Here is a 20,878-nt window from a genome sequence, read left to right on the forward strand (position 1 = left end):
CCTTTGCGCCGTTTCTGCGCGCCGGGGTCTGCCGAGCGTCCCACGCTCCTCGTGGGGTGCTCCGAGACTCGGGGCGAGCCGGGCGCGCGCAGAGCGGGTATGCTCGCGCCCGCCGTGTCTGCCCCCGAGCCAGTGCGCGACGACGAGGCCGCTCCTGCGGTCGATCGGGCCGTCGATGTGGGCAGCGGGGGCGAGCCGATGGTGACGCAGACGGCCACGGACGGTCGAGCCGCTCGCGCCGAGCGTCGCCGCGCTCAGCGTCGCCACGCGATCCTCGAGGCGGCGATGCGCGTGTTCCGGGAGAAGGGCTACCACCAGGCCTCGGTGCACGACATCATCGACGAGGCTCGCATCGCTCGCGGCACCTTCTACCTGTACTTCCCCAGCAAGCAGGAGCTGTTCGGGGAGCTGGTCGCCGAGTTCCTGCAGGCGCTGCGCGGTCAGGTCAAGCGGATCTCGCTGGCGCCCGGAGCCCCCGCGCCCCTCGATCAGCTCCACGCCAACTTTCGCCGCGTGGTGACCACCGTGCTCGCGCACGACGACGTGGCCACCATCATCCTGCGCCACCCGGTGGGCTTCGACGAGGAGTCGGGCGCCAAGGTCACGCTGTTCTTCGAGCAGGTCCGACAGATGGTGGAGGACGCGCTGCGGGTGGGGCAGTCGCTGGGCCTCTTGCGGGCCTGCGACACGCACATCGTGGCGGCGGCTTCGCTGGGTGGGCTACGCGAGACACTGGCGCGCATGCTGATGGCCGATGCCGGCGAGCTGCCGCCCGGCCCGCGCGAGTCGTTTCGCGATCCCACCACGCTGGCCGACGAGCTGATGGCGTTCTTCCTGCGCGGGCTGTTCAAGTAGCCCCGGGCGGGTGAGCGCTCGGGTCGAGCGCATGCAGCAGAGCGCGAGCGTCTCGTGCATCGGGATGGCGGGCCCGGCTCGGGTCGTGCTCGAACGAGGCATGGGCCTGGGTGAGCAGCGCCCGCGCCTGGGACGGCTGGCCTCGCTGCTGGAGGAGCTGGGCGAGCGCGATGGCGGCACGCAGCTCCCAGGCGCGGGCTCCCTGGGCGCGGGCAGCCGCCATCGCGGCCCGAAACGAAGACTCGGCCGCGTCTTGGGCCGCGGCGAAGGCCGGCTCGTCGGCAGCGGCTCGGGCGAGGTGGAGCTGCCCCTGCAGGCGCAGCAGCTCGGCCAAGAAGAAGCGCTCCGTGGTGGTCTCGGCCAGCGCTCGGGCCTCCTCGAGCAGCGAGGCTGCGGCCTCGAGCTCGCCGGCGGCCAGCCGTGCCTCCGCCAGCAGTGACAGGAAGCGAGGGACGTTGAAGCTGGACCCCGCCGCCCGCCACTGCTCGAGGGCTCGCTCGATGCGTGCGCCAGCGTCGGGGTCCCGACGCTCCACGCCTGCGCGTCCTCCGAGGATGTCACCCCAGATCAGCCACCACGCAAAGCCATGCTCCTCCGAGACCGCGACCGACTCGCGAGCGTGCTGCTCGGCCATGGGGAAGTTGCGGCAGTGGAGCTGGAACCACGCGGCGCAGCCCAGCGCGTAGGCACGGGTGAAGGGATGGCCGAGCTGCTCACTGAGCATCAGCGCCCGCTCGTAGCTCTGCATGGCGAGCTCGAAGTTGCCGAGCTGGAAGTGCAGCAGCGCCAGCACGCAGCTCGACGTGACGCCCACGTCCTGGCGGCTGATGGACACGTTGACGTGGTGCAGCTCGCGGTCGTAGTGGCTCACCACGCCCTCGAGGTGCTGGCGGGCGCCCTCGAGGTCGTCGCCCGTGAAGAACAGGCTCAGGCCCGCGGCGAAGCCCGCTTCGAGCTCCAGCGCTCGATCGCGCTGCTCGTGGGCCGACTCGAGCAGCTGCCGAGCCACGCCCACCGCTTCGAGGTGCCGGCCCTTGACCACGTGGAACGCCCACACGCGCCACAGCAGCCAGAAGCGCTCGGGTCCTTGCTCGAGCAGGTCGCACAGCCCGTGGGCGCGGGTGTAGATCTGCTCGACCTCGGTCGCGGCGTAGCCCTGGATCGCATTGAGCGACGCGCCGAGCTTGGACAAGAGCCGCACCTCGAGCCGCACTCGCGAGGGGGTGCGGGGCAGCGAGATCACCAGCTTCAGGCCGCGCCGTAGGCGATCGATCGCCTCCCGGGGGACGTAGTCGAACATGTCCAGATCCGAGGCGCGGACATGGGCGGCGATTCCAGCCTTGAGCCACTGGCGGGCGGCTTCCTCGTGGCGCTCGCGACCCGCGGCCTCGAGGTGCTGCGCCAGCACGACCGCGTCGGCCGCGGGATCGAGGCCCTCCTGGAGCGCATCGGCGATCCGGCCGTGGTACTCCTGCCGGGTACGCTTGAGCAGGGACTCGTATGCGGCCTCCTGGATCAGCGTGTGTTCGAACGCGTAGCGCTCGGACGGGCGGGGGCTTCGCGAGCCGGGCCCAGCGCCCAGGGGGTGGATCAGCTGCGCGGCCACCAGATCGTCGAGGCCGCGCTGAACATCGGCGTCCTCACCCGGGAAGATCCGGCGCAGCAGCGCGCGATCGAACTCGCGGCCGATCGTCGCGCCGAGCTGGGCCAGCTCGCGGGTGCGTGGCTCGACGCGATCGAGGCGCGCCGCCAGCGAGTCCCGCAAGGTGGTGGGAATGCTGCTGATGCTGGTCTGCTCGGGGTGCCCGAGCAGCATGCGAGTCATCTCCTCGACGAACAGGGCGACGCCGTCGGTGCGAGCGACCAGCTGATCGATCATCGCGGTCGAGAGCCGCAGATCCTTGGTCATCTCCAGGATCAGCGCGCGGGTGTCCTGCGCATCGAATGGATGCAGCGGCAGCGAGTGGACGTGCGCCGCACCGTGCCACGGAGGATCGAGCGGGCGGGCGGTCATCACCAGCATCATGCGCCGGTCGGGCAGGCGCTCGATCAGCCGGCCGAGGAGATCGGAGGTCGAGGGATCGACCCAGTGGACGTCCTCGAGCACGAGCAACACGGGAGCATCGCCATCGTCGGGCAGCAGGCAGCGCAGCAGGCTCTCGGTCGTGCGCTGGTGTCGAGCCTGCGGAAGCAGCACCACGTCGTCGTAGCCGGCCGCGGCAGGGATCTCGAGCAGGTGGGCGAGCAGCGGCAGGGCCTCGGGATGGGGGGCCGTCCACGCGCGCAGGCCGTCGAGGGCTCGCGAGGCCGGCTCGCCGTGGTCGAGCTCGAGCTCGGCACGGAGCATCTCGATGATGGGGCGCAGCGCGCTGTGGCTGAAGAACGGCGAGCAGTAGGCCTCGTGCAGGGCGAAGCGGTCCGCTCCGAGCGCGTCGAGGAGCGCGACGACCAGGCGCGACTTGCCGACCCCCGCGTCCGCCGTCACCAGCGTCGCGCTGCCGTGGCCGGCTCGGGCCTGGTTCCATCGCTGCCGCAGCACGCCCAGCTCGTGCGTGCGACCGACGAACGGGCTCCGCTCGAGCCTCTCCTGGCGGTGTCGAGCCGCGCTCAGGCCCACCAGGCGGTGCGTGGCCACCGGGTTGGCGATGCCCTCCAAGGCTTGCAGCCCCAGGGGCTCGGTCTCGAACACGCCCTCGATGAGCTGTCGGGTCGCCTCGCTGATGACCCCGGTGTCGACGGGGGCCAGTCCCTGGAGACGGGCGGCGATGTTCGCCGTGTCGCCCACCGCGAGCTGCTCGCGCTTGGCCCCGCCGCCCAGCTCGCCGATGACCACCATCCCGGTGTGGATGCCCAGCCGCAGCTCGAGCGTGGTGGAGAAGTCCCGCCGCAGGCCCTCGTTGAGCGGACCGAGGCCCTCGAGGATGGCGAGGCCGGCCCGGGCGGCGCGCTCGGGTGCGTTCTCGTAGGCCGTGGGATGACCGAAGTAGGCCAGGAGTCCGTCGCCGAGGTACTGGGCAATGCTGCCGCCGAGCCCCTCGATGATCTCGGCGCCCATGGCCTGGTAGCGGCGGACCAGCGTCAGCAGATCCTCGGGATCGAGCTGCTCCGACAGTCGCGTCGAGCCGGCGATGTCGCAGAACATCACCGTGAGCTGGCGTCGCTCGGCGCGTCGACCGTCCGAGCTGGGGTGCCGAGCCGGAACGTCCGGCGGCGGGGGCAGCCGGGTACCGCAGCTCGAGCAGAACTTCGCGGCCGGCGAGGTCTCGAGGCCGCACTCGGGGCAGGGACGGCTCACGGCTGCGACCTAGTGCGCCAGCGAGCCCGGACCGCCCACGAGATACGGTGCCAGCCGCCGCTCGATCTCGTCGCGCGACATGCCGGCCTCGTCTTCGTCCATGTCGTTCAGCTCGTCGAGGATGCGCTCGATCTCCGCGCGCGCATCCTCCTTGCGCTCGTCGGCGATGAAGCCCGTGTACACCGTCTCGCCCGCGGCGGCCTTGGCGATCTCCCGCTCGCGCGCGTGCTCCTCCAAGTCGGTGTAGAAGATGCTGTGGAAGGCCCGGTTGTAGTCGGTCTCCCGGTAGATCTCGAACATCGTCTTGTCGTCGACCGCCATGGCGGCGGCACCATGCCATCGCCTCGAGAGCGGCGGAAGGGGCCCCGTGGGCTCGCGGCACAGTGAGGCAGCGCAAGCGTGGCCCCGTGGCCCCATTGATATGCTCCGGCGTCATGCTCAAGGACCTTCTCGATCGGGCAAAGCGCGTCGCCGAGGAGCACCTGCCCAAGGACGTGCTCGATGCCGGGCGCGAGCTCGGACGCTCCGTGGCCGCCCATGCCCCCGCCCCTCTGGCCGAGGTGATCCACTACGTGACCGAAGAGTCCGAGGAGGCGAAGGCCAAGGCCAAGGCCGAAGCCGACGCCAGGGAGAAGGCCGAGGCGGCGAAGGCCGAGGCGGCGAAGGCCGAGGCGGCGAAGGCCGAGGCGGCAAAGGCCGAGGCGGCGAAGGCCGAAGCGGCAAAGGCCGAGCCCGCGTTTCCCGGTCGCGAGGATCCCATGGCCGTGCTCGAGCGGGTCAAGACGAAGGCCGAGCGCGGGCTCAAGCCCGAGGATCGCCTCGTGGTCGTCTACGCCACGCCCGAGGAAGACGAGGAGGTCCAGGCAATCCTGAAGATCCTCGAAGGCGTCGAGGCCGAGGTGCGTCACAACGATCTTCGGCGCGAACCCCAGACCGCGCGTCAGCTCGCGACCCTCACGGGCGTGATGGTGCCGCCCTACGTGTTCATCAACGGGCGTCACTGGGGCAACCGCTATGATCTCGAGTCGCTGGCGGCCTGGGGCGATCTACCCAAGGTGGTCGCCAACCTGCTCGACGAGCTCAGCGACGAGGCCCGCCGCATGGGCAACGTGCACGACAGCTACAGCGACGAGATCAGCGTGGAGAACATCCTCACCCGCTGGAAGCTCGGGCACATCCTGTGCGTGGACGACCTCGACAGCTGGTACGAGGTCGATCGCGATCAACAGGAGCACTTCTACTATCAGGGAGGGCCGCGTCCGGCGGAAGACATGCCGGCCGTGGCGGCCGAGATCGTGCGCGCGGTGGAGGCCGAGGAGCTCGAGGCCGTGTGGCAGCTCGAGCCCAGCGTGCACCTGCCGTGACCGGTGAGCCCCAGCGCGGCGACGGGCCGGCGCGGGATCGCCTGCGTCGGCACCTGCGGCTCATCGACGATGGCGTGCGCCCCGTGGTCGAGCGCTACGCCGAGCACGTGCGCTGCGGCCCCGGCTGCAGCGACTGCTGCCACCAGTCCTTTGCCGTGTCGCCGCTCGAGGGGGCCCTGCTGCGCGAGGGGCTGGACGAGCTGCCGGCGGCGGCTCAGGCCGACATCCGGGCCCGGGCCCGCGCATGGCGGCCCGAGCGACGCGAGCCCTGTCCGGTCCTGGGCGACGACGGGCGCTGCCGGCTCTACGAGCACCGCCCCCGGATCTGCCGCAAGTACGGGATCCCCCTGTGGCATCCCGATCGGCCCCACGAGGTGCGCTGCTGCCCGCTCAACTTCCGCGACATGGCCGACATCGACGCCGCGCTCATTCTCGACCCCCAGGCCGGCTGGGCCGAGGACTGGATCCGGCTGCGGGAGCAGCACCCCGAGGCGCGCGGTCTCGACCGTCCGATCGCCGAGCACTTGCGTGAAGGCCCGGCGTGATCCTCGTCCCGTGCCGGTTCCTCGGGAAACGTGGCGGGTCGCGTTGGACGGGCGCCCGGGATCTGCTACGCCCCCGCCGTGTCCCTTCGCGTTGGTGATCGAGCCCCTGCCTTCTCGCGGACCGCCCACGACGGCAAGACCATCGAGCTCGGTGGCGAGCTGCCCCAGGTGCTGGTGCTCTACTTCTATCCGGCCGACGAGACCACGGGCTGCACGATGGAGGCGTGTCGCTTTCGCGACGACTACGAGGCCTTCACCGACGCCGGCGCGGTGGTGGTGGGCGTGAGCCCCGACGGCCTCGACAGCCACCGCAGGTTCGCCGAGCACCACCGGCTGCCGTTCTCGCTGCTCAGCGACGGCGACGGCGAGCTGCGGCGCAAGTACGACGTGGGGCGCACCCTCGGACTCATCCCCGGTCGGGTCACCTACGTCATCGATCGCAAGGGCGTGATCCAGCACGTGTTCGACTCGCAGCTCCGCGCGAGGAAGCACGTGGACGAGGCGCTCGAGGTCGTGCGGCGGCTGCGAGGGTAGGTCGCAGCCCGGTCGGCGTGACGCGCGGCTCGAGCGGCTCGAGTCGTGCGGCGGCCTGCCTGCTACTCGCGCTGCGAGTCGAGCAGCTCCTGGTCCAGGACGACCTGCTGCGCCTTCGCGTGGCTCTCGAGCAGCAGCCGGTAGGAGGGGACGACCTCGGCGTAGAGCTCGGCCCACTGCGCCGCGTCGGGACGGTTCCAGGTCTGCTGCAGCTCCGATAGGACCGACGCGGTGTCCACCGGCACGACACCCGCGTGCATGACTCGCTCGAGGGTGATCTCCTGGGCCATCTTCGAGTACGTGCCCGAGGCGTCGATGACCGCGAAGACCTGGTAGCCGTCGTGCACGGCGCTGATGGCCGGGAAGGCCAGGCAGACGCTGGTCCAGGTGCCGGCGATGATCAGCGTGCCCTTGCCGGTCGCCTTCACGGCGGCGACGAAGTCCGGGTTGTCCCACGCGTTGATCTCACCCCTCCGCGGCACGTACTTGGCGTGCGGGGCGTTGTGATGGATCTCGGGGATCAGGGGGCCGTTGGGCCCCTGCGGCACGGATGCGGTGGTGATGACGGGAATCCTCGCCAGCGTCGCCGCGGTGGCCAGCGCCGCAGCGTTGGCACGAAGGAACGGCAGGGGCATGTCCCCCACGGTCTGGAACAGCCCGCTCTGATGGTCGATCAGCAGCATGGCTGCATCACGCGGATCGATCATCGGCTTGGGCCGATGGAGACTTCCTGATCTCGTTGACATGGCTCGCCTCGATCTCCACGGAGCGCAAGGCGGGCTGCCGTGCGGCCTGGCCCGTCGAGCGCCTCGAGTGGCTACTGTGACGTGCAGAGCCTAGCAACCCGACCGGTCGCTGCCAGAGGGGCGCGCTCGAGTCGAGCGACCACGTCGCTCGCCTCGCGGGGCGCCGACGCCAGCGGCGGCCGCTCCTTGGCGTTGGCGCTCGGGAGCCGTCAGAACCGCAGCCCCGCCGCGAAGCCCGGCCACCAGCGGATGCGGAAGCCTTCCACCTCATAGCTGCTGCCTGCCACCCAGCGGTAGCCGGGCCGGGGCACGCCGTCGTCGGTGCGATCGACCATCACGTTGACGGTCGGCCCGCCCCACACGGCCAGGTGCGGTCGCAGCTGCCACGAGAGCATCGCGCGGAGCATGGCCAGGTTGGCCAGCGGAGGGGCGGCGCGCAGGCCCGAGGTGACGACCCAGCCGGAGAGATCGCCGTCGATCCCCACGTCGTCGTTCACGGGAAGGTGAGCCCCGAAGCCCATGCCGGCCATCAGGGCCATGCCGCCCTGGCGCTGCTCCTGGGTGGTCACGGGCGGCTGGTGCCGAGCGATCGGGTGCACGCCCCCGGCGAAGAACGCATAGGTGTAGTTGGCGGGCAGGCGAATGCCCACGTTGATCGCCGCGACGTCACTGGTCCACACCTCGGGGCGCACTCCGCCCTTCTTGGTCACGGGGATCAGCGCGAACGAGGCATCGGCCTCTTCCGCGTAGTTGATGAGGCCGAACTGGACCCCGCGGATGCGACCGCGAGCGACGTTGACGAGTCCCATTTGCACGCCGTGGGCCTGGTCGACGTGATCGACGAGCCCGAATTGGACGCCGCGAAGGGAGCCCGCGTGGTTGTAGATGCCGCCGGCCTGGATGCCGCGGTGCTCGCCGCGGGTGAGGTTGGCGCCCAGCGCCATGGTGATGCCTCGCGCATCCTCGTCCACGACGGTGGCGCCCATGGCTCCCGCGGCTCCCTCGAGGCGATCGGTGCGGGTCCAGCCGGCGGCCATGCTGATGGTGTTGCGGATCTTCTGATCACGGTGCGAGCCATTGATGCTCAGCGAGGGGAACAGGCCGATGTCGAAGGGGACGTGCACGTAGGGATCGGCCGGCGGTGCGGGGGCGGCCGAGGCCTCGACGGCGGTCGCGGGGGACGGCATCGCCGTCGAGGCTTCGGTCACGGGGGAGGGCGACGTCGAGGCTTCGGTCGCGGGAGGAGAATCGACGCCGGACGTGGGGTCGGCGGTGGGGGCAGGCGTGGTGGATGGAGCGGCGGTGGATGGAGCCGCGGTGGATGGAGCGGCGGTGGATGGAGCGGCGGTGGATGGAGCCGCGGTGGATGGAGCCGCGGTGGATGGATCGTTGGTGGGTGAAGCCGCGGGAGCGGGTGCTGCGGCCTCGGGTGCAGGGGCCGTAGTGATCGTTGCGGGTGACGGAGCAGGAGCCGGTGCGGGGGGTTCCGGAGCGGGTGCGGGAGCTGCGACCGCTGGAGGCGGTGGGCTCGGATCACCCGCACGGGCCACGGCGGGCACGAGCAAACCAGCAGTGAGAAGGGGGAGGATCAGGCGATCGGAGCGGAGCATGGCGGCCTCGTGCCGCTTCGAACACCGACCCGGGCCCGGAGTGTCACCGGTCCGAAAAACCGCGATAACGGCGTTCAGTTGGCGATTGAGCGGGTCGGGACCCGCGCCGGGGCCTCCGCTCATGACCGTTTCATGACAAAACGGTGGGGCGCTCATGACGGCATCTCGGCGCGAGCAATCGCATTGTTCTGGCACCCACCGAGGTCACCAATGAAGCGACTCACGACGATCCTGATGTCCCTGTGCCTGTCCACCGCTGCCCTTGCCGGCTGCGACAAGAAGGACGACGCCAAGAAGGATGCCGCTCCGGCCGACGCCAAGGCCAAGGCGGACGAGAAGAAGACCGATGCTCCGGCCGACGAGAAGAAGGCCGATGCTCCGGCCGACGTGAAGGCCGATGCTCCGGCCGCCGATGGCGGCGCCCCGGCTGCCGACGGCGGTGCCGCTCCGGCTGCCGACGGTGCGGCCGATGCCCCGGCCGACGCGGCCGCCGATGGCGCTGCGGACCCGGCTGCCGACGCCAAGGCGCCGGAGTAGCTCGGCGCCGATTCACTCGGCCCGACCCCAGGGGGTGTTGGACGCGACCCCACCGCGTCCGGCACCCCCTTCTTGCGTTCGAAGGTTCGGCCGCGAAGCGGACGAGATCGATCGTGCGGCGGTGCCCAACCCAGCGGGAGGGCACGGGAGGACGCGAGCCCGCGTCAGCTCGCTGCGGCTGCACGGTCGAGGGCCTGGCGCAGCGTGTCTTCCGCTTGCAAGCCTTCGAAGCGCTGCTCACCGATGAAGCAGGTGGGCAGACGCCGGACTTTGGCGGCACGTGCCTCGGCGGAATCGGCCTCGAGCCGCTCGTCGGGTCGCGTGGACGAGAGGCACTCCTGCAGTGCCGCCTGGTCGAGCCCGAGCTCCTGAGCGCACTCGAGACAGCCCGCCGACGACAGCTCGTCGTGCGCGAACAGGGCATCGATCATGGCGTCGCCCTTGCCCTGTTCCTCGGCACAGCAGGCATAGCGGGCGGCCTCACGCGCATTGGGGTGCATCGACAATGGCACGTGCTTGTAGACCAGCTCCACGGGCTCGGAGGTCGAGTGCTCCTGGAGCACGGCGGCCAGCCGCGCGTGCTGACGGCGGCAGAACGGACACTCGAGATCGATGAAGTCGACGATGGTGATTCGATCGGTGTCTTGGACCGCGGCGATCGCCTCGGGTGCGGGACCCTCGGGCACGGGAGGCTCGGGCTCGTGCAGCACGGCCACGAGCGACAGCGGGACCGCGGCCCCGAGTCCGAGCGCGGCCGCCACGGCTCCCCCCGCCGGTCGCGAGCGTGGGACCACCAGCTTGAGAAGCGCGGCCAGGCCCGCTCCCAACGAGCACACGTCGACGACCACACAATAGGGACACCAGGCGCCGATCACCGCGCCTTGCAACGCGAGCAGCGTCAGCCCCGTGGCCACGCCGCAAACGCCCAGCAGCGTCAGCCACCATCGCGCGTGCAGCCGCGGCACGAGCAGGGTGAGCGCCAGCGCGGCGAAGTATCCGATGCCGAGGACCGGGAGGGGAACGCCGCCCGGCATGGACCATCGCGAGGTTCGGACCAGGTCGCAGCCGCCGCCCGGGCCACACGATCCGGCTTCGGGGGAGAGGTGCAGGACCAGCAGCAGCACGCTGGTGCCGAGGCCCACCAGGGCGAGGGCGAGCACTGCGTGTGCGAGGGGAGAGAAGCGGCGGGAAGCGTGGTCGTTGGGCATGGAGCCTCCGGGCGAGGAAGCCCGCCCAACCACGCGCCCCCGCGCGTCATTCCTCGCTCGGTGAAGCTTCGACGGGGCAGGTGGGCCCCACCGGGAGCGGGCCTCGGACCGGCTGGGCTCCCCAGGCGGTGAGCGTGGCCTCGTCGTAGCGTCCGGTGGGCACGAACTCTCGTCGCCAGGCCTGGGGATCGTCCATGTCCTCGAGTGGACCGGGAGGGACGACGACGAGTCCATCGAGCCGGTCGTCGTAGATCAGCGCATCGACCTGAGTGCCGTTGACGAAGGCACCCAGCAGGAACGGCTCCACCGCATCAGGGGGAAACGGCACGGAATCGAGCCATCGATCATGGGTCCACCCATCGGTGTGGACCCACGAGACCTCGACGTCGCACCAGCCGAGGGGGTCGCCGTCGTCGGGCAGCTCGCCGAGCAATGCATGCTGGAGCTGCAGCACCCGCGGGCTGACACCGGGGATCTCTCGCACCCGGATCGAGTCGAAGGCCGGCGTACCCTGGTGGGGCCACGCTGGTGGCTCGATGAGCTCGGCGAGGGGATCGTCCCACTCGCGGGCGCGGTCATGGGGGAGCACCACGTCGACCTCGAGCCGCGCCGGGACCCAGCGAAAGTCCACCGGGATGGCATCGGCCACGATTCCGATCTGGGCCCACGCACGTCCCGAACAGCCATCGAGGCGGTACCCCACCATCATCGTATCGAGCGCTCCCTGGTAGGCGCCCACCAGGGGCTCGCCCACGGTCGCGCGGCAGCTGCCCTTGGGGCCCACCAGCCATACCGTCTCGGCGGGCGGGCGCAAGCCGAGGGCCTCGACCTCCGCGGCCGCAACCGGTACCACGCGGCCGCGCTCGGGCTCCACCCGCCCGAACGCCTGTCGTCGTAGCGCACGCCAGGTCTCGATGGCTGCACCCTGCGGCTCGACGTGATGGGCCACCAGCATCGGGCCATCCAGGGTGCTCGATTCGGCGCTCGGCGGGGCGATCGGCTCGGGCAGCGCATGCTCGCGATCGTCGGGTCCCAGACTGATGAACACGAGTCCCGCCGAGGCCAGCACCGCCCGCCCGGCCCCCTCGATGCGCTCGGCGTCGACCATGGGATAGGGGACGTTGAGCACCATGCCCAGGCCATCGCCCGGGACGCGGCTGGGAGATCCGGCGCGGGGTGGCTCGCACCCGGAGGCGAGGCCGAGGCCAACGCCGAGCGCGAGCGCGGTGATCGGTCCCCACGACGGGCGGGGGCGGCACACGATCATGGAGCCGGATGCTCCTCGAGCCATCGGGTCACGTCGTCACGGTACACTTGGTGCGCGGCGCTGTCGTGGAGCTGCGCTTCGATGCCGGTCGCCAGCGCCCGGGCCCGCTGCGGCTCCCCCGTCGCCCAGTGCAGCGAGGCTTCGAGGAGCTCGGCGTCGACCCAATCGGCGGTGCTCGGCGGGGACGTACCCGTCGCGGGGTCCGGGCTCGTGCCCAGGGGGTGGCCCGCAGACCGACGGGGCGCGAGCACGGCCTCGAGCAGCTCGATGGCGCCGGCGGTGTCTCCGGTCTCGTGCTCGGCCCGCGCCAGCATCACCGCCACGCGAAACACGGCCGGGTGCTCCATTGCCTCGCGACCGCCGGCGGCCGCGAGCGCGCGCTCGAGGTGATGCGTGGCCCGCTCGGGGTCGCCCTCGGCCGCCAGCAGCGACCCGATCGCGGTCTCGAGCTCGACCTCGAGGTCGGTCTGGTCGGGGTCGGTCTTGTGCACCAGCTCGAGGGCGTGCGTGAAGAGGGCTCGCGCCTCGCTCGATCGTCCTCGTCGTCGCTCCACCTCGCCCAGCGCCCGCAGCGTATCGATGGCGGCCGGGTGCAGGGGCCCCAGGGCGTCGTGGGTCGCGTCGAGGGCGGTCTGCAGCGGGGGCAGGGCCTCGTCGAGATCGCCGTGCTCCATCAGCACCCGAGCCTGGCCGCGCCACGCGGGCAGCAGGCGCAGGGGATCGGGATCGGCTCGAGCCTGCTCGTGCTCGATCGCGGCGTGATAGTGGGCCAGGGCGTCGGCATCGTGCCCGCGTGCGTGCTCGAGATCACCGCGGGCCACGTCGAGCGTGGGCCGCATCCACGAGAAGCGCCGGCTCTGCAGCATCGACTCGACGTAGTCCGCCAGCGCCAGCGCCTCCTCGACTCGACCCTCCTGCTGCAGGGCCTGCATTCGTCCCATCCAGGCTTCCATCGCGAGCCGCGGGTCGCCGGCCTCGAGGGCCGTCCGCGCGGCCTCGTGCAGAACGGTCTCTGCGTGGGGAGAGCCCGTGGCGAGGTGGGCTCGACCCAACAAGAGCTGGCTCCGGGCCAGCGAGGGGCCATCCTCGGTGGTCTCGATGCGAGGCTGGAGCGCCGTGAGCTCGCGGACGACCACCGCGTTGCGCCCCAGCGCGAGCTCGGCGTCCAACCCGCTCAGCTCGCCCTGCACGGCATCCACCTCCTCGAGCTGCTCGTCGGCCGGCAATCCCAGCGTCAGCAGGGTGTTGGTGTCGAGGCACTGCCGCGGAGTCGGGAGCCCCTGCGCCAGCACGTGGGCGCGATCGAGGGTGGGGCCATCGATCGTCTCCAGGATCTCGAGCGTGGCCTGCAAACCGTCGAGGTGTCGATCGAGGCATGCGAGGCGGACCTCGTAGGTGCGCTCGGCCGCGTCGCCCCACACCCGCGTGGCCAGGCAGGCACGCTTGGAGAGGTCGCGCCACTCTTCGGCCCAGGTGTCGAGCTTGGCTTCCGTGTACCTCCACGTGGGGTCCGCCCAGGCGCGACCGGTGGTCTCGAACGCCCGTGCGATCGAGTCGCGTCGCTCGGGCGTCCACACCTCGGTCAGGGCATCGCCTTGGCCGTCGCACACCGAGCGATCGGCCTCGAGCCGCTCGGCCACCACCGCCCCGCTGGCGACCAGGGCGGTGGCCAGGACTGCCCCCCAGGCCCAGCGCCGTCGGCTCGCCGCGGGATCGCGGGCCAGCTCGCGCAGCAGTGCCTCCATGCCGGGGAAGCGATCCTCGGGGCGTGGGCTCAGCCCGCGGAGCACCGCCGCGCGCAGCCACGCGGGTACGTTCGAACCCGGCGGTGGTGGGCGCACGTTGTGGCGTACCGCCTCGAGCGCGATGGCGCGCGGACGATTGCCCGAGAACGGGCGCTCGCCATAGAGCGCCTCGTAGAGCGCCACGCAGAAGCTGAACTGGTCCGACCGCGCATCGGCTCGGGCACCCTCGAGGTGCTGCTCGGGCGCCATGAAGGCCGGCGTGCCCGAGCGTCCCGAGGGCTCGTTCGCGGTGGGCTGGGTCTCGTCGGCGCTCGAGGACGAGCCCACCAGCGAGTCGCGAAGCTCGGACACGTCGATGTCGTCGGCCTGCTCTTCGACCGCGGGGGCCAGGCCGAAGTCGACCACGACCAGGCGTCCCTCCTTGCCCATCAGCACGTTGGCGGGCCGGAAGTCGCCGTGGACGATCCCCGCCTGGTGGGCGGCGGCCAGCCCTCGCCCCGCCTCTCGAAACACCCGCAGGACCTCGGGCCAGGGGAACGGCTCGTCGCGGGCCTCCATCCAGTGGCGCAGGTCGAGGCCGTCGATGAACTCGGTGGCGAGGAACACCCAGGGGCCGTAGATCCCCGCCTCGTGGATCCGCTCCACGCACGGGTGCGAGAGCCTGGCCAGCACGTTGGCCTGCTGCACCAGCGGCAGCGCCTGCGCCTGGTCGTCCTGGTCGTTGCCGCCCGGGTGGTAGAGCTTGACGATCACCCGGCGGTCGCCCTCGGGATCGTAGGCGCAGTAGGTGGCATTGCTCGAGCGCCGGGTGACCGGACCGAGCAGGACATGGTGACCGAGCAGGGTGCCCCGCGGCAGCGACGCGACGTCATAGCGATCGGCGTGCTCGCTTGCGTCGTCGGCCTCCTCTACTACCGCTACCGCGCCCGTGGGCGCCGGCAGCCGAACCACTTCGGCCGCCCGCTCGGCCGCCCGCTCGACCCGCGTCTCGTCGCTCGTCGCTTCGCCGTCCCCGGCCGCTCGATCGGGGTCGACGCTCGACGCAGGATCACCCTCGTCGGCGCCCTTGGGGGGTCCGTCGCTCATCCGCAGGCGAGCATCATACCGCAACGCCGCGCGCGTGCTGGGCTCGTCTGGTCGGAGACGCGAATCGACGTCAGGTGGCGCGAACGACCTGCACGCGTGCGTCGTTGAACGTCGCGCCACCTCCGAGATCGGTCAGGGCGTCGGGCGCGACGGCATTGGCGGTGGCGCCGTTGCTGGTGTGACGGCTCCACAGACCCTTGGGTAGCACCACGACGCCGGGGCGGACCTCGTCGCTCACCCGTGCGCGGCACTCGACCCGGCCCAGCTCGTTGAACGCCGCCACCTCGTCTCCGCTCGCGATCCCTCGCACGGACGCGTCCTGGGGGTGCATCACCAGCTCCGCCGGCTGGCGCAGGCGCTGCCCGAAGGTCGAGCTGATCGTGTGGCGCGTGGCGGGCGAGATCAGCGCCAGCGGGTGGCTCGGCCCTCCGGGGTCGGGCTGGTAACCATAGAGTCCGGCCGGGGCCTCGGCGTCGAGCGCCTCCGGGCACAGATGGATCCTTCGGTCCGCATGCCGTGGCCATACGTCGCGCATCTGCACCGGCTCGGATCCGCCCGGCGGCTGCGCCACGCCCTCGGTCCGCACGGCGTCGGCGATGGAGCGGGCATCCTCGGTGGCGCCCAAGATCGCCTCGACCATCGCGTCCGGCCCGCGGGGATCGCCGGGCTCGCTCAGCCCCAGTCGATCGCACAGGGCCTCGAACACCATCCAGTTGGGCCGGGCCTCGCCCTCGGTCGGCAGCACCGGGCGCACCCGCTGCACCACCATCGCCCCGTATCCGCGGGTGAGGTCGTCGTGCTCGAGGAACGTGGTGGCCGGCAGCAGCACGTCGGCATGGCGCGCCGTGTCGGTCATCACCTGGTCGAACACCACCGTGAACAGGTCCTCGCGCAGCAGCCCTCGTCGCACCCGCTCCTGGTCGGGCAGGGTCGACAGCGGGTTGCAGTTGTACGAGAGCACCACGTGGATGGGAGGGTCTGCCTCGGTCAGCGCGCGTCCCACCCGGTTGAGGTTGATCTCGCGGGTCGACGGAGCCGGGGCGGCGGCTGCCGCGTCGCCATCGAGCCGGATCGTTCGCGAGTTGCTCATGGTGAAGCCGCCTCCCGGAACCCCAAAGCAGCCCGCCACCGCCGGCAGGGCCAGGATCGCGGCCACGGCCGATCCCCCGTTGCGATTGCGCTCCACTCCCCAGCCGCAGCGGATCACGGCCGGTCGCGTGCTCGAGTAGAGCGCGGCGAAGCGCTCGAGGTCGGGCTGCGGCACTCCGGCCTCCGCGGCGGCGCGCGGCAACGACCATGCCGAGGCGCGCTCGCGGAGCGCCTCCACTCCGGTGGCATGCTCGGACAGGAACTCCCGATCGGCGCGCCCCGTGGCGAACAGGTGCTCGATGAGCGCCAGCGCCAGACACAGGTCCGTCCCCGGACGCGGCGCCAAGTGGAGGTCGGCCTGCTGGGCCAGCGGGGTTCGCCGCGGATCCACCACCACCAGCGTGGCCCCGGCCGACCGCGCACGCTTGATCACCGGGATCGAGTGGATGCCCGTGGCCGACGGGTTGACCCCCCACAGCACGATCAACCGCGCGTGGCGGTAGGCGGGCAGGGCCACGCCCGGCATGCGACCGTAGAGCCCCTCGTAGGCGCGCCCCGAGGGCGCGGCGCACAGGGTCTTGGCCAGTCGCGACGCGCCCAGGCGATGGAACAGCCGGGCATCGGTGGCGTCCTGCGTCAGCAGCCCGTTGCTGCCGCCGTAGCACACGGGAAGGATCGACTCTCCGCCGTGCTGGTCGACCGCCTCGCGCAATCGCGCCGCCACCTGGTCGAGCGCCTCGTCCCAGCTCACCGTCGCAAAGCGTCCCTCGCCCTTGGCTCCCACGCGAATGGCGGGGTGGCGCAGGCGCTCCGCTCCCTGCACGTGCCCGCCGATCTCGCGGACCTTTGCGCAGATGAACCCCGCCGTCAGCGGGTTGCGGTGGTCCCCGTCGAGGCGCACGAGTCGGCCATCCTCGACCGTCGCCGACAGGCTACAGGCATCGGGACAGTCCAGCGGGCACGCGGTGGGCAGGGTGGGCATGGATTCCTCGTGTCATGTCGTGGGCGCGGACGCCATCGGTAGGCGGACGACGAGCTCGGTGCCCGTTCCTGGCCCGGCGCTGAGCGCCCGAATGCGGCCGCCGTGCAGCTCGACCAGTCCCCTGGCCAGCGCCAGGCCGAGCCCGAGCCCTCCCGCGGCCCGTGCGATGTCCTGGTTCTCTTGCTGAAAGGACACGAACACTCGCTCGAGCAGCTCCGGGCGGATGCCGATGCCCGTATCGCGCACGCGGACGATGGCGTGCTTGCCTTGGTGGTGCAGCGTCACGCCGATCCGCCCCGGTGCCTCGGTGAACTTGATGGCATTGCCCAGCAGGTTGTCGAAGACCTGGGCCAGCCGCACGTGATCGGCCAGGACCCACACGGGCTCGGGGGGAAGGTCCGTGTGGAGCTCGAGCCCACGAGCCTCGATGCGAGCGCTGTGGTCCTGCACGACCTCCTCGACCACCCGGCGAACGTCGAGTCGCTCCCGGTCGAGATGGATCTTGCCGCGGGCAATGCGAGACACGTCGAGCAAGCCATCGATCAATCGGTTCATGTGTACCGATTGCCGCTCCAGCACCCCGAGCACCTGCCGCAGACGGCCGTCCTCGGCGGCGGCGTACTTCATGACCTCCGTGGCATTCCTGATGGCCGCAAGCGGATTGCGCAGCTCGTGCCCGAGCATGGCGAGGAACTCGTCCTTGCGTTGGTCCGCATCCTTGAGCGCTTGCTCGGCTCGCTTTTGCTGCGTGACGTCCTGGGTCACACCCAGGAGCTGCAAGGGCGTCCCCGCGTCGTCGTACAGCACCCGCCCCTGGGCCCGGTAGTACCTGGCGGACTCGGAATCCCCCCGCCCGCGAAACTCCGTGTCGTACACGGTTCGTCCGTGGGCCACCGTCTCCGCGTACGCCCGGATCAGGTACGCGGAGTCATGCGGGGCGACGAAGAAGAAGCACTTCTCCATGTCCTCCGGCAGCTCCTCGGGGCGGCAGCCGATCACGGCGGCGGCATGCTCGGACCAGCGGATCGTCCCCCGCCGAAGATCGCACTCCCACACGTACATGCCGGCCGCTTCCGTCGCCAGACGCAGACGAGCCTCGCTCTCCCGGAGGGCTCGCTCGGCCCTGCATCGCTCGATGAAGTCGGAAGCCTGGCGCACGTACAGGTCCAGGCGCCGTAGATCCTGCTCGCCCGGCCGATGAGGCGCGTGGAAGTGCGTCGAGATCATGCCCAGCGGAGCTCCGCTGCGGCCGATCACGGGTATCGAGATCACCGCCCGGTAGCCGGCCGCGCGCGCGACGTCTCGCATCGGAGCCTGGGCCGGTTCCTGCTCGACGTCCTCGATCACGATCGGCTCGCCCCGGCGCAACGCACGACCACAGGCGGACTCCTCCGTGGCGGTCACCGCTCCGAACGAGTCGACGAAGTCTGGGTCGAACCCTTGCTGGGCCACGATCCTCAGGGTGTCGCCGTCGAGCAGCTGAATGTGGCCCTTGTCGGCGTCGAGCAGCCCGATCGTGGCATCGAGCATCTCCTCGAGGCCGTGGTTGAAGCCGGAAGTACGCCACAACCGAGAACTCAGGTCGCTCAGCCGGGTCAACGCATGTGCTTCCGCGGCCAGCCGCTGCTTGCTCTCTCGCAGCGCGTCCTCGGTGGCCAGCCGCTGGCCGACGTCGTCGTCCGTGGCGGGGCGTGCTGCGAGTCCGTCCGAGCGCTTCGCCTTGTTGCCCGAAGGACCGACTCTCGAAGCCGGCTCCCTCCCCGTATCGTGCTCCTGCTTCCGCGACATGCTCCGGCCCTGCGCGCGAACCGACGCACCATCGTTCGACGACCATTGCCGGGCCAAGCCAAGCCAGGCCCGGCATGGATGCGCAGCCCAGGTACTGGGCCCGCCTCGCGCGCGTTCGATGATCCCTTGCCGGGATCGACCTCGCAAGTACTCGCGCTCGAAGCGACGGATCAGGGCACGGTCATTGTTCGCGAGGCTCCTGGACTCGCGGCCCGAGGGCCGCATCGGTGGCGCCGGAGCCGCTGCCCCCCGTGTCGGTCTCACATGGAGAAGGCGTGCTCGCGCATGGTCAGCACCTCGTGTCCGTGCTCGGTCACGAGGATGGTGTGTTCCGTTTGTGCCGACCAGCCACCATCGAGGGTCACTGCCGTCCAGCCGTCCTCGAGCACGCGGCACTCGTGGGTGCCTTCGTTGATCATCGGCTCGATCGTGAAGGTCATGCCCGGCTTCATGCGCATGCCCGTACCACGACGGCCCGTGTGCGCGACCTGGGGGGCGGTGTGGAACACCTTGCCGATGCCGTGGCCACAGAACGCCTCGACGACCCCGTAGCCGTGCTCGCCCTGCGCGAACCCCTGGATTGCGGCTCCGATGTCGCCGATGCGCTTGCCGGCCGCGACCTCCTTGATTCCCAGCCACATCGACCTGCGGGTCACGTCGATGAGCTTGCGAGCCTCGCTGGAGACCTCGCCCACCGTGAACATCTCCGAGGTATCCCCGAAGTAGCCGTCGAGGATGGTCGTGATGTCGACGTTGATGATGTCGCCATCGGCCAGGACGCGCGGCCCCGGGATGCCGTGGCACACCACGTCGTTGATCGACGTGCAGATCGATCGCGGGAAGCCCTTGTAGTTGAGCGGGGCCGGGATCGCGCCGTGCTCCACGATGAAGTCGTGGCAGCGCCGGTCGAGCTCGTCGGTGGTGACTCCGGGCTTGACGAATGGCTCGATGAACTCGAGCACCTGCGCTGCGAGGCGCCCGGTGGCCCGCATCTTCTCGATCTCTCGTTTGCTATGGATATGGATCGCCACGGCGTTCGACGGGGTCTTTGTGGACCGGGGAGGCCCCGACCGCAAGGGGGCCGCACGAGGGCTCGGCGTGAGAAGGGCAGCGGGGCTCGTATCTTCGTGTCTGCTGCGATTTGGGCACGTAAGGGCGCCACTTCGGCCCCCGATGGCCCCGGTTGGCGAGATGGCCGGCGTATGACAGGCTCCCGCCCCATGTCCGGCCCCGCCCCGGGTCCCTTCGAGGCGCCTCCCGGTGCCGTCTTCGATCGGCTGGCGCGCCGTCGCCTGGTCGTCGTCAGCGGCAAGGGCGGCGTGGGGCGGACCACTCTGGCCGCGCTCATGGGGCTTGCGATGGCGGCGCGCGGACGTCGGGTGCTGGTGGCGACCACTGGCCACGACGATCGCCTCGGATGGATGCTGGGGGCCCCTTCGCTGCCCGACACCGTCCGCGCGGTGACCGAGCGCCTCCACATCCAGCGCCTGGTCCCGCGGGTCTGCCTGCGCGAGTACGGCGCGATGGTCGTGCGGAGTGAGCGCGTGTCCGCCGCCGTGTTCGACAATCGCGTCGTGCGACGGCTCTTGCAGGCGATCCCCGGCCTCGACGATTTCGCGGTGTTCGGCAAGGCCTGGCACGAGGCCGTGCGCGGCGACGCCTATGATCTCGTGATCTTCGACGGTCCCGCCACCGGGCACCTGCTCTACATCCTCGGCGTGCCCCAGGCGATCCTCGCGGCGATCCCGGCCGGGCCGTTGACGCGCGAGGCCCAGCTCATCCAGGACAGCCTCGTCGATCCCGAGGTCACCGAGGCCGTGCTGGTGGGGCTGCCCGAGCGCTGGCCGCTCACCGAGCTCGGCGAGCTCGGGGCCACCGTTCGTCAGCAGCGAGGCATCGCGATCGAGACGATGGTCGTCAACGGCATGTGGCCCGACGGGGTGCCGTCGCTCGATCCTCCTGCGGCGGCGCTCGATCCCGAGGGGGTGGTCGAGCCGGTGCTCTCGCTCGCGGGGATGATCGGGACCACGGGGCGTCGCCACCACGAGATCGTGCATCAGTGGTGTGACAGCGACGCCGCCAGGCGCTGCGGGGTGCGATCGGTGCTGACCGTGCCGTGGCGCTGGGAAGGGCTGTGCGATCTCGGCGGGCTCGAGCGGATGCTCGCCGAGCTCGAGGGTGGGGCCGTGATCGATCACCAGCCGTCGCGGTAGGGCAGAGGCTCCGC

Annotated in this window: 16 protein-coding genes; 6 read left to right on the forward strand and 10 right to left on the reverse strand. The window is 71.0% G+C overall.

Annotated elements, in window-relative coordinates; translation table 11 throughout:
* Positions 1 to 114 precede the first annotated feature (114 nt).
* Complete coding sequence (locus tag OEB96_RS24455) at positions 115 to 855, forward strand: TetR/AcrR family transcriptional regulator (RefSeq protein WP_266219126.1); 741 nt, start codon at positions 115 to 117, stop codon at positions 853 to 855.
* Here OEB96_RS24455 and OEB96_RS24460 read toward each other — a convergent pair.
* Together OEB96_RS24460 and OEB96_RS24465 are read right to left on the reverse strand one after the other, a co-directional pair.
* Positions 848 to 4,150, reverse strand: a complete 3,303-nt coding sequence (locus OEB96_RS24460) for an adenylate/guanylate cyclase domain-containing protein (protein WP_266219127.1) — start codon at positions 4,148 to 4,150, stop codon at positions 848 to 850. The two genes, OEB96_RS24455 and OEB96_RS24460, sit on opposite strands and share 8 nt — an antisense overlap.
* A 9-nt stretch (positions 4,151 to 4,159) precedes the next feature.
* The gene (locus OEB96_RS24465) at positions 4,160 to 4,471 is read right to left on the reverse strand and encodes a hypothetical protein (RefSeq protein ID WP_266219128.1); all 312 of its coding nucleotides are present in this window, start codon (positions 4,469 to 4,471) and stop codon (positions 4,160 to 4,162) included.
* Between the two features lie 113 nt (positions 4,472 to 4,584).
* On the opposite strand from OEB96_RS24465, the gene OEB96_RS24470 reads away from it, so the two are divergent.
* The 3 genes from OEB96_RS24470 to OEB96_RS24480 all read left to right on the forward strand — a co-directional run bounded on the left by OEB96_RS24470 (position 4,585) and on the right by OEB96_RS24480 (position 6,593).
* Positions 4,585 to 5,514, forward strand: a complete 930-nt coding sequence (locus OEB96_RS24470; RefSeq protein ID WP_266219129.1) for a hypothetical protein — start codon at positions 4,585 to 4,587, stop codon at positions 5,512 to 5,514.
* Positions 5,511 to 6,059 carry a YkgJ family cysteine cluster protein gene (locus OEB96_RS24475; RefSeq protein ID WP_266219130.1) on the forward strand — a complete coding sequence of 183 codons (549 nt, stop codon included), beginning with the start codon at positions 5,511 to 5,513 and terminating at the stop codon, positions 6,057 to 6,059. The genes OEB96_RS24470 and OEB96_RS24475 overlap by 4 nt, the downstream gene beginning before the upstream one ends.
* A gap of 78 nt (positions 6,060 to 6,137) precedes the next feature.
* The gene (locus OEB96_RS24480) at positions 6,138 to 6,593 is read left to right on the forward strand and encodes a peroxiredoxin (RefSeq protein WP_266219131.1); all 456 of its coding nucleotides are present in this window, start codon (positions 6,138 to 6,140) and stop codon (positions 6,591 to 6,593) included.
* A 62-nt stretch (positions 6,594 to 6,655) separates the two neighbouring features.
* Here OEB96_RS24480 and OEB96_RS24485 read toward each other — a convergent pair whose 3' ends face one another.
* Both OEB96_RS24485 and OEB96_RS24490 read right to left on the reverse strand, forming a co-directional pair.
* The gene (locus OEB96_RS24485; protein WP_266219132.1) at positions 6,656 to 7,276 is read right to left on the reverse strand and encodes an isochorismatase family protein; all 621 of its coding nucleotides are present in this window, start codon (positions 7,274 to 7,276) and stop codon (positions 6,656 to 6,658) included.
* A gap of 272 nt (positions 7,277 to 7,548) precedes the next feature.
* Positions 7,549 to 8,526: an LA_2272 family surface repeat-containing protein gene (locus OEB96_RS24490; protein WP_266219133.1), complete on the reverse strand. Its 978-nt coding sequence runs from the start codon at positions 8,524 to 8,526 to the stop codon at positions 7,549 to 7,551.
* A gap of 633 nt (positions 8,527 to 9,159) precedes the next feature.
* Between OEB96_RS24490 and OEB96_RS24495 the strand changes: the two genes are divergently transcribed.
* On the forward strand, positions 9,160 to 9,486 hold the full coding sequence (locus OEB96_RS24495) for a hypothetical protein (protein ID WP_266219134.1): 327 nt from the start codon (positions 9,160 to 9,162) through the stop codon (positions 9,484 to 9,486).
* A 164-nt stretch (positions 9,487 to 9,650) separates the two neighbouring features.
* Here OEB96_RS24495 and OEB96_RS24500 read toward each other — a convergent pair whose 3' ends face one another.
* The 6 genes from OEB96_RS24500 to map all read right to left on the reverse strand — a co-directional run bounded on the left by OEB96_RS24500 (position 9,651) and on the right by map (position 19,682).
* The gene (locus tag OEB96_RS24500) at positions 9,651 to 10,694 is read right to left on the reverse strand and encodes a thioredoxin domain-containing protein (RefSeq protein ID WP_266219135.1); all 1,044 of its coding nucleotides are present in this window, start codon (positions 10,692 to 10,694) and stop codon (positions 9,651 to 9,653) included.
* Positions 10,695 to 10,740: 46 nt separating this feature from the next.
* Positions 10,741 to 11,961 (reverse strand): hypothetical protein, encoded by a 1,221-nt coding sequence (locus OEB96_RS24505; RefSeq protein ID WP_266219136.1) that lies wholly within the window; start codon positions 11,959 to 11,961, stop codon positions 10,741 to 10,743.
* The gene (locus tag OEB96_RS24510; protein ID WP_266219137.1) at positions 11,958 to 14,792 is read right to left on the reverse strand and encodes a protein kinase domain-containing protein; all 2,835 of its coding nucleotides are present in this window, start codon (positions 14,790 to 14,792) and stop codon (positions 11,958 to 11,960) included. The genes OEB96_RS24505 and OEB96_RS24510 overlap by 4 nt, the downstream gene beginning before the upstream one ends.
* Positions 14,793 to 14,862: 70 nt before the next feature.
* The gene (locus OEB96_RS24515) at positions 14,863 to 16,863 is read right to left on the reverse strand and encodes a molybdopterin-containing oxidoreductase family protein (RefSeq protein WP_266219138.1); all 2,001 of its coding nucleotides are present in this window, start codon (positions 16,861 to 16,863) and stop codon (positions 14,863 to 14,865) included.
* A 12-nt stretch (positions 16,864 to 16,875) separates the two neighbouring features.
* Positions 16,876 to 18,651, reverse strand: a complete 1,776-nt coding sequence (locus OEB96_RS24520; RefSeq protein WP_266219139.1) for a sensor histidine kinase — start codon at positions 18,649 to 18,651, stop codon at positions 16,876 to 16,878.
* 260 nt (positions 18,652 to 18,911) lie between these two features.
* Positions 18,912 to 19,682 (reverse strand): type I methionyl aminopeptidase, encoded by a 771-nt coding sequence (gene map / locus OEB96_RS24525; RefSeq protein ID WP_266219140.1) that lies wholly within the window; start codon positions 19,680 to 19,682, stop codon positions 18,912 to 18,914.
* Between the two features lie 189 nt (positions 19,683 to 19,871).
* Between map and OEB96_RS24530 the strand changes: the two genes are divergently transcribed.
* On the forward strand, positions 19,872 to 20,864 hold the full coding sequence (locus OEB96_RS24530; RefSeq protein WP_266219141.1) for an ArsA-related P-loop ATPase: 993 nt from the start codon (positions 19,872 to 19,874) through the stop codon (positions 20,862 to 20,864).
* Positions 20,865 to 20,878: the final 14 nt, after the last annotated feature.

It is taken from the genome of Paraliomyxa miuraensis, from assembly GCF_026337845.1.
GTDB classification, from domain to species: domain Bacteria; phylum Myxococcota_A; class Polyangia; order Nannocystales; family Nannocystaceae; genus Paraliomyxa; species Paraliomyxa miuraensis.

Excerpts from the sequence above, each read along its gene's own strand:
- OEB96_RS24530 (WP_266219141.1), top strand. The coding sequence starts at position 19,872 with ATGTCCGGCCCCGCCCCGGGTCCCTTCGAGGCGCCTCCCGGTGCCGTC.
- OEB96_RS24485 (WP_266219132.1), bottom strand. The coding sequence starts at position 7,276 with ATGCTGCTGATCGACCATCAGAGCGGGCTGTTCCAGACCGTGGGGGAC.
- OEB96_RS24510 (WP_266219137.1), bottom strand. The coding sequence starts at position 14,792 with ATGAGCGACGGACCCCCCAAGGGCGCCGACGAGGGTGATCCTGCGTCG.
- OEB96_RS24505 (WP_266219136.1), bottom strand. The coding sequence starts at position 11,961 with ATGATCGTGTGCCGCCCCCGCCCGTCGTGGGGACCGATCACCGCGCTC.
- OEB96_RS24520 (WP_266219139.1), bottom strand. The coding sequence starts at position 18,651 with ATGTCGCGGAAGCAGGAGCACGATACGGGGAGGGAGCCGGCTTCGAGA.
- OEB96_RS24500 (WP_266219135.1), bottom strand. The coding sequence starts at position 10,694 with ATGCCCAACGACCACGCTTCCCGCCGCTTCTCTCCCCTCGCACACGCA.
- OEB96_RS24470 (WP_266219129.1), top strand. The coding sequence starts at position 4,585 with ATGCTCAAGGACCTTCTCGATCGGGCAAAGCGCGTCGCCGAGGAGCAC.
- OEB96_RS24515 (WP_266219138.1), bottom strand. The coding sequence starts at position 16,863 with ATGCCCACCCTGCCCACCGCGTGCCCGCTGGACTGTCCCGATGCCTGT.
- OEB96_RS24495 (WP_266219134.1), top strand. The coding sequence starts at position 9,160 with ATGAAGCGACTCACGACGATCCTGATGTCCCTGTGCCTGTCCACCGCT.
- OEB96_RS24465 (WP_266219128.1), bottom strand. The coding sequence starts at position 4,471 with ATGGCGGTCGACGACAAGACGATGTTCGAGATCTACCGGGAGACCGAC.
- OEB96_RS24490 (WP_266219133.1), bottom strand. The coding sequence starts at position 8,526 with ATGCCGTCCCCCGCGACCGCCGTCGAGGCCTCGGCCGCCCCCGCACCG.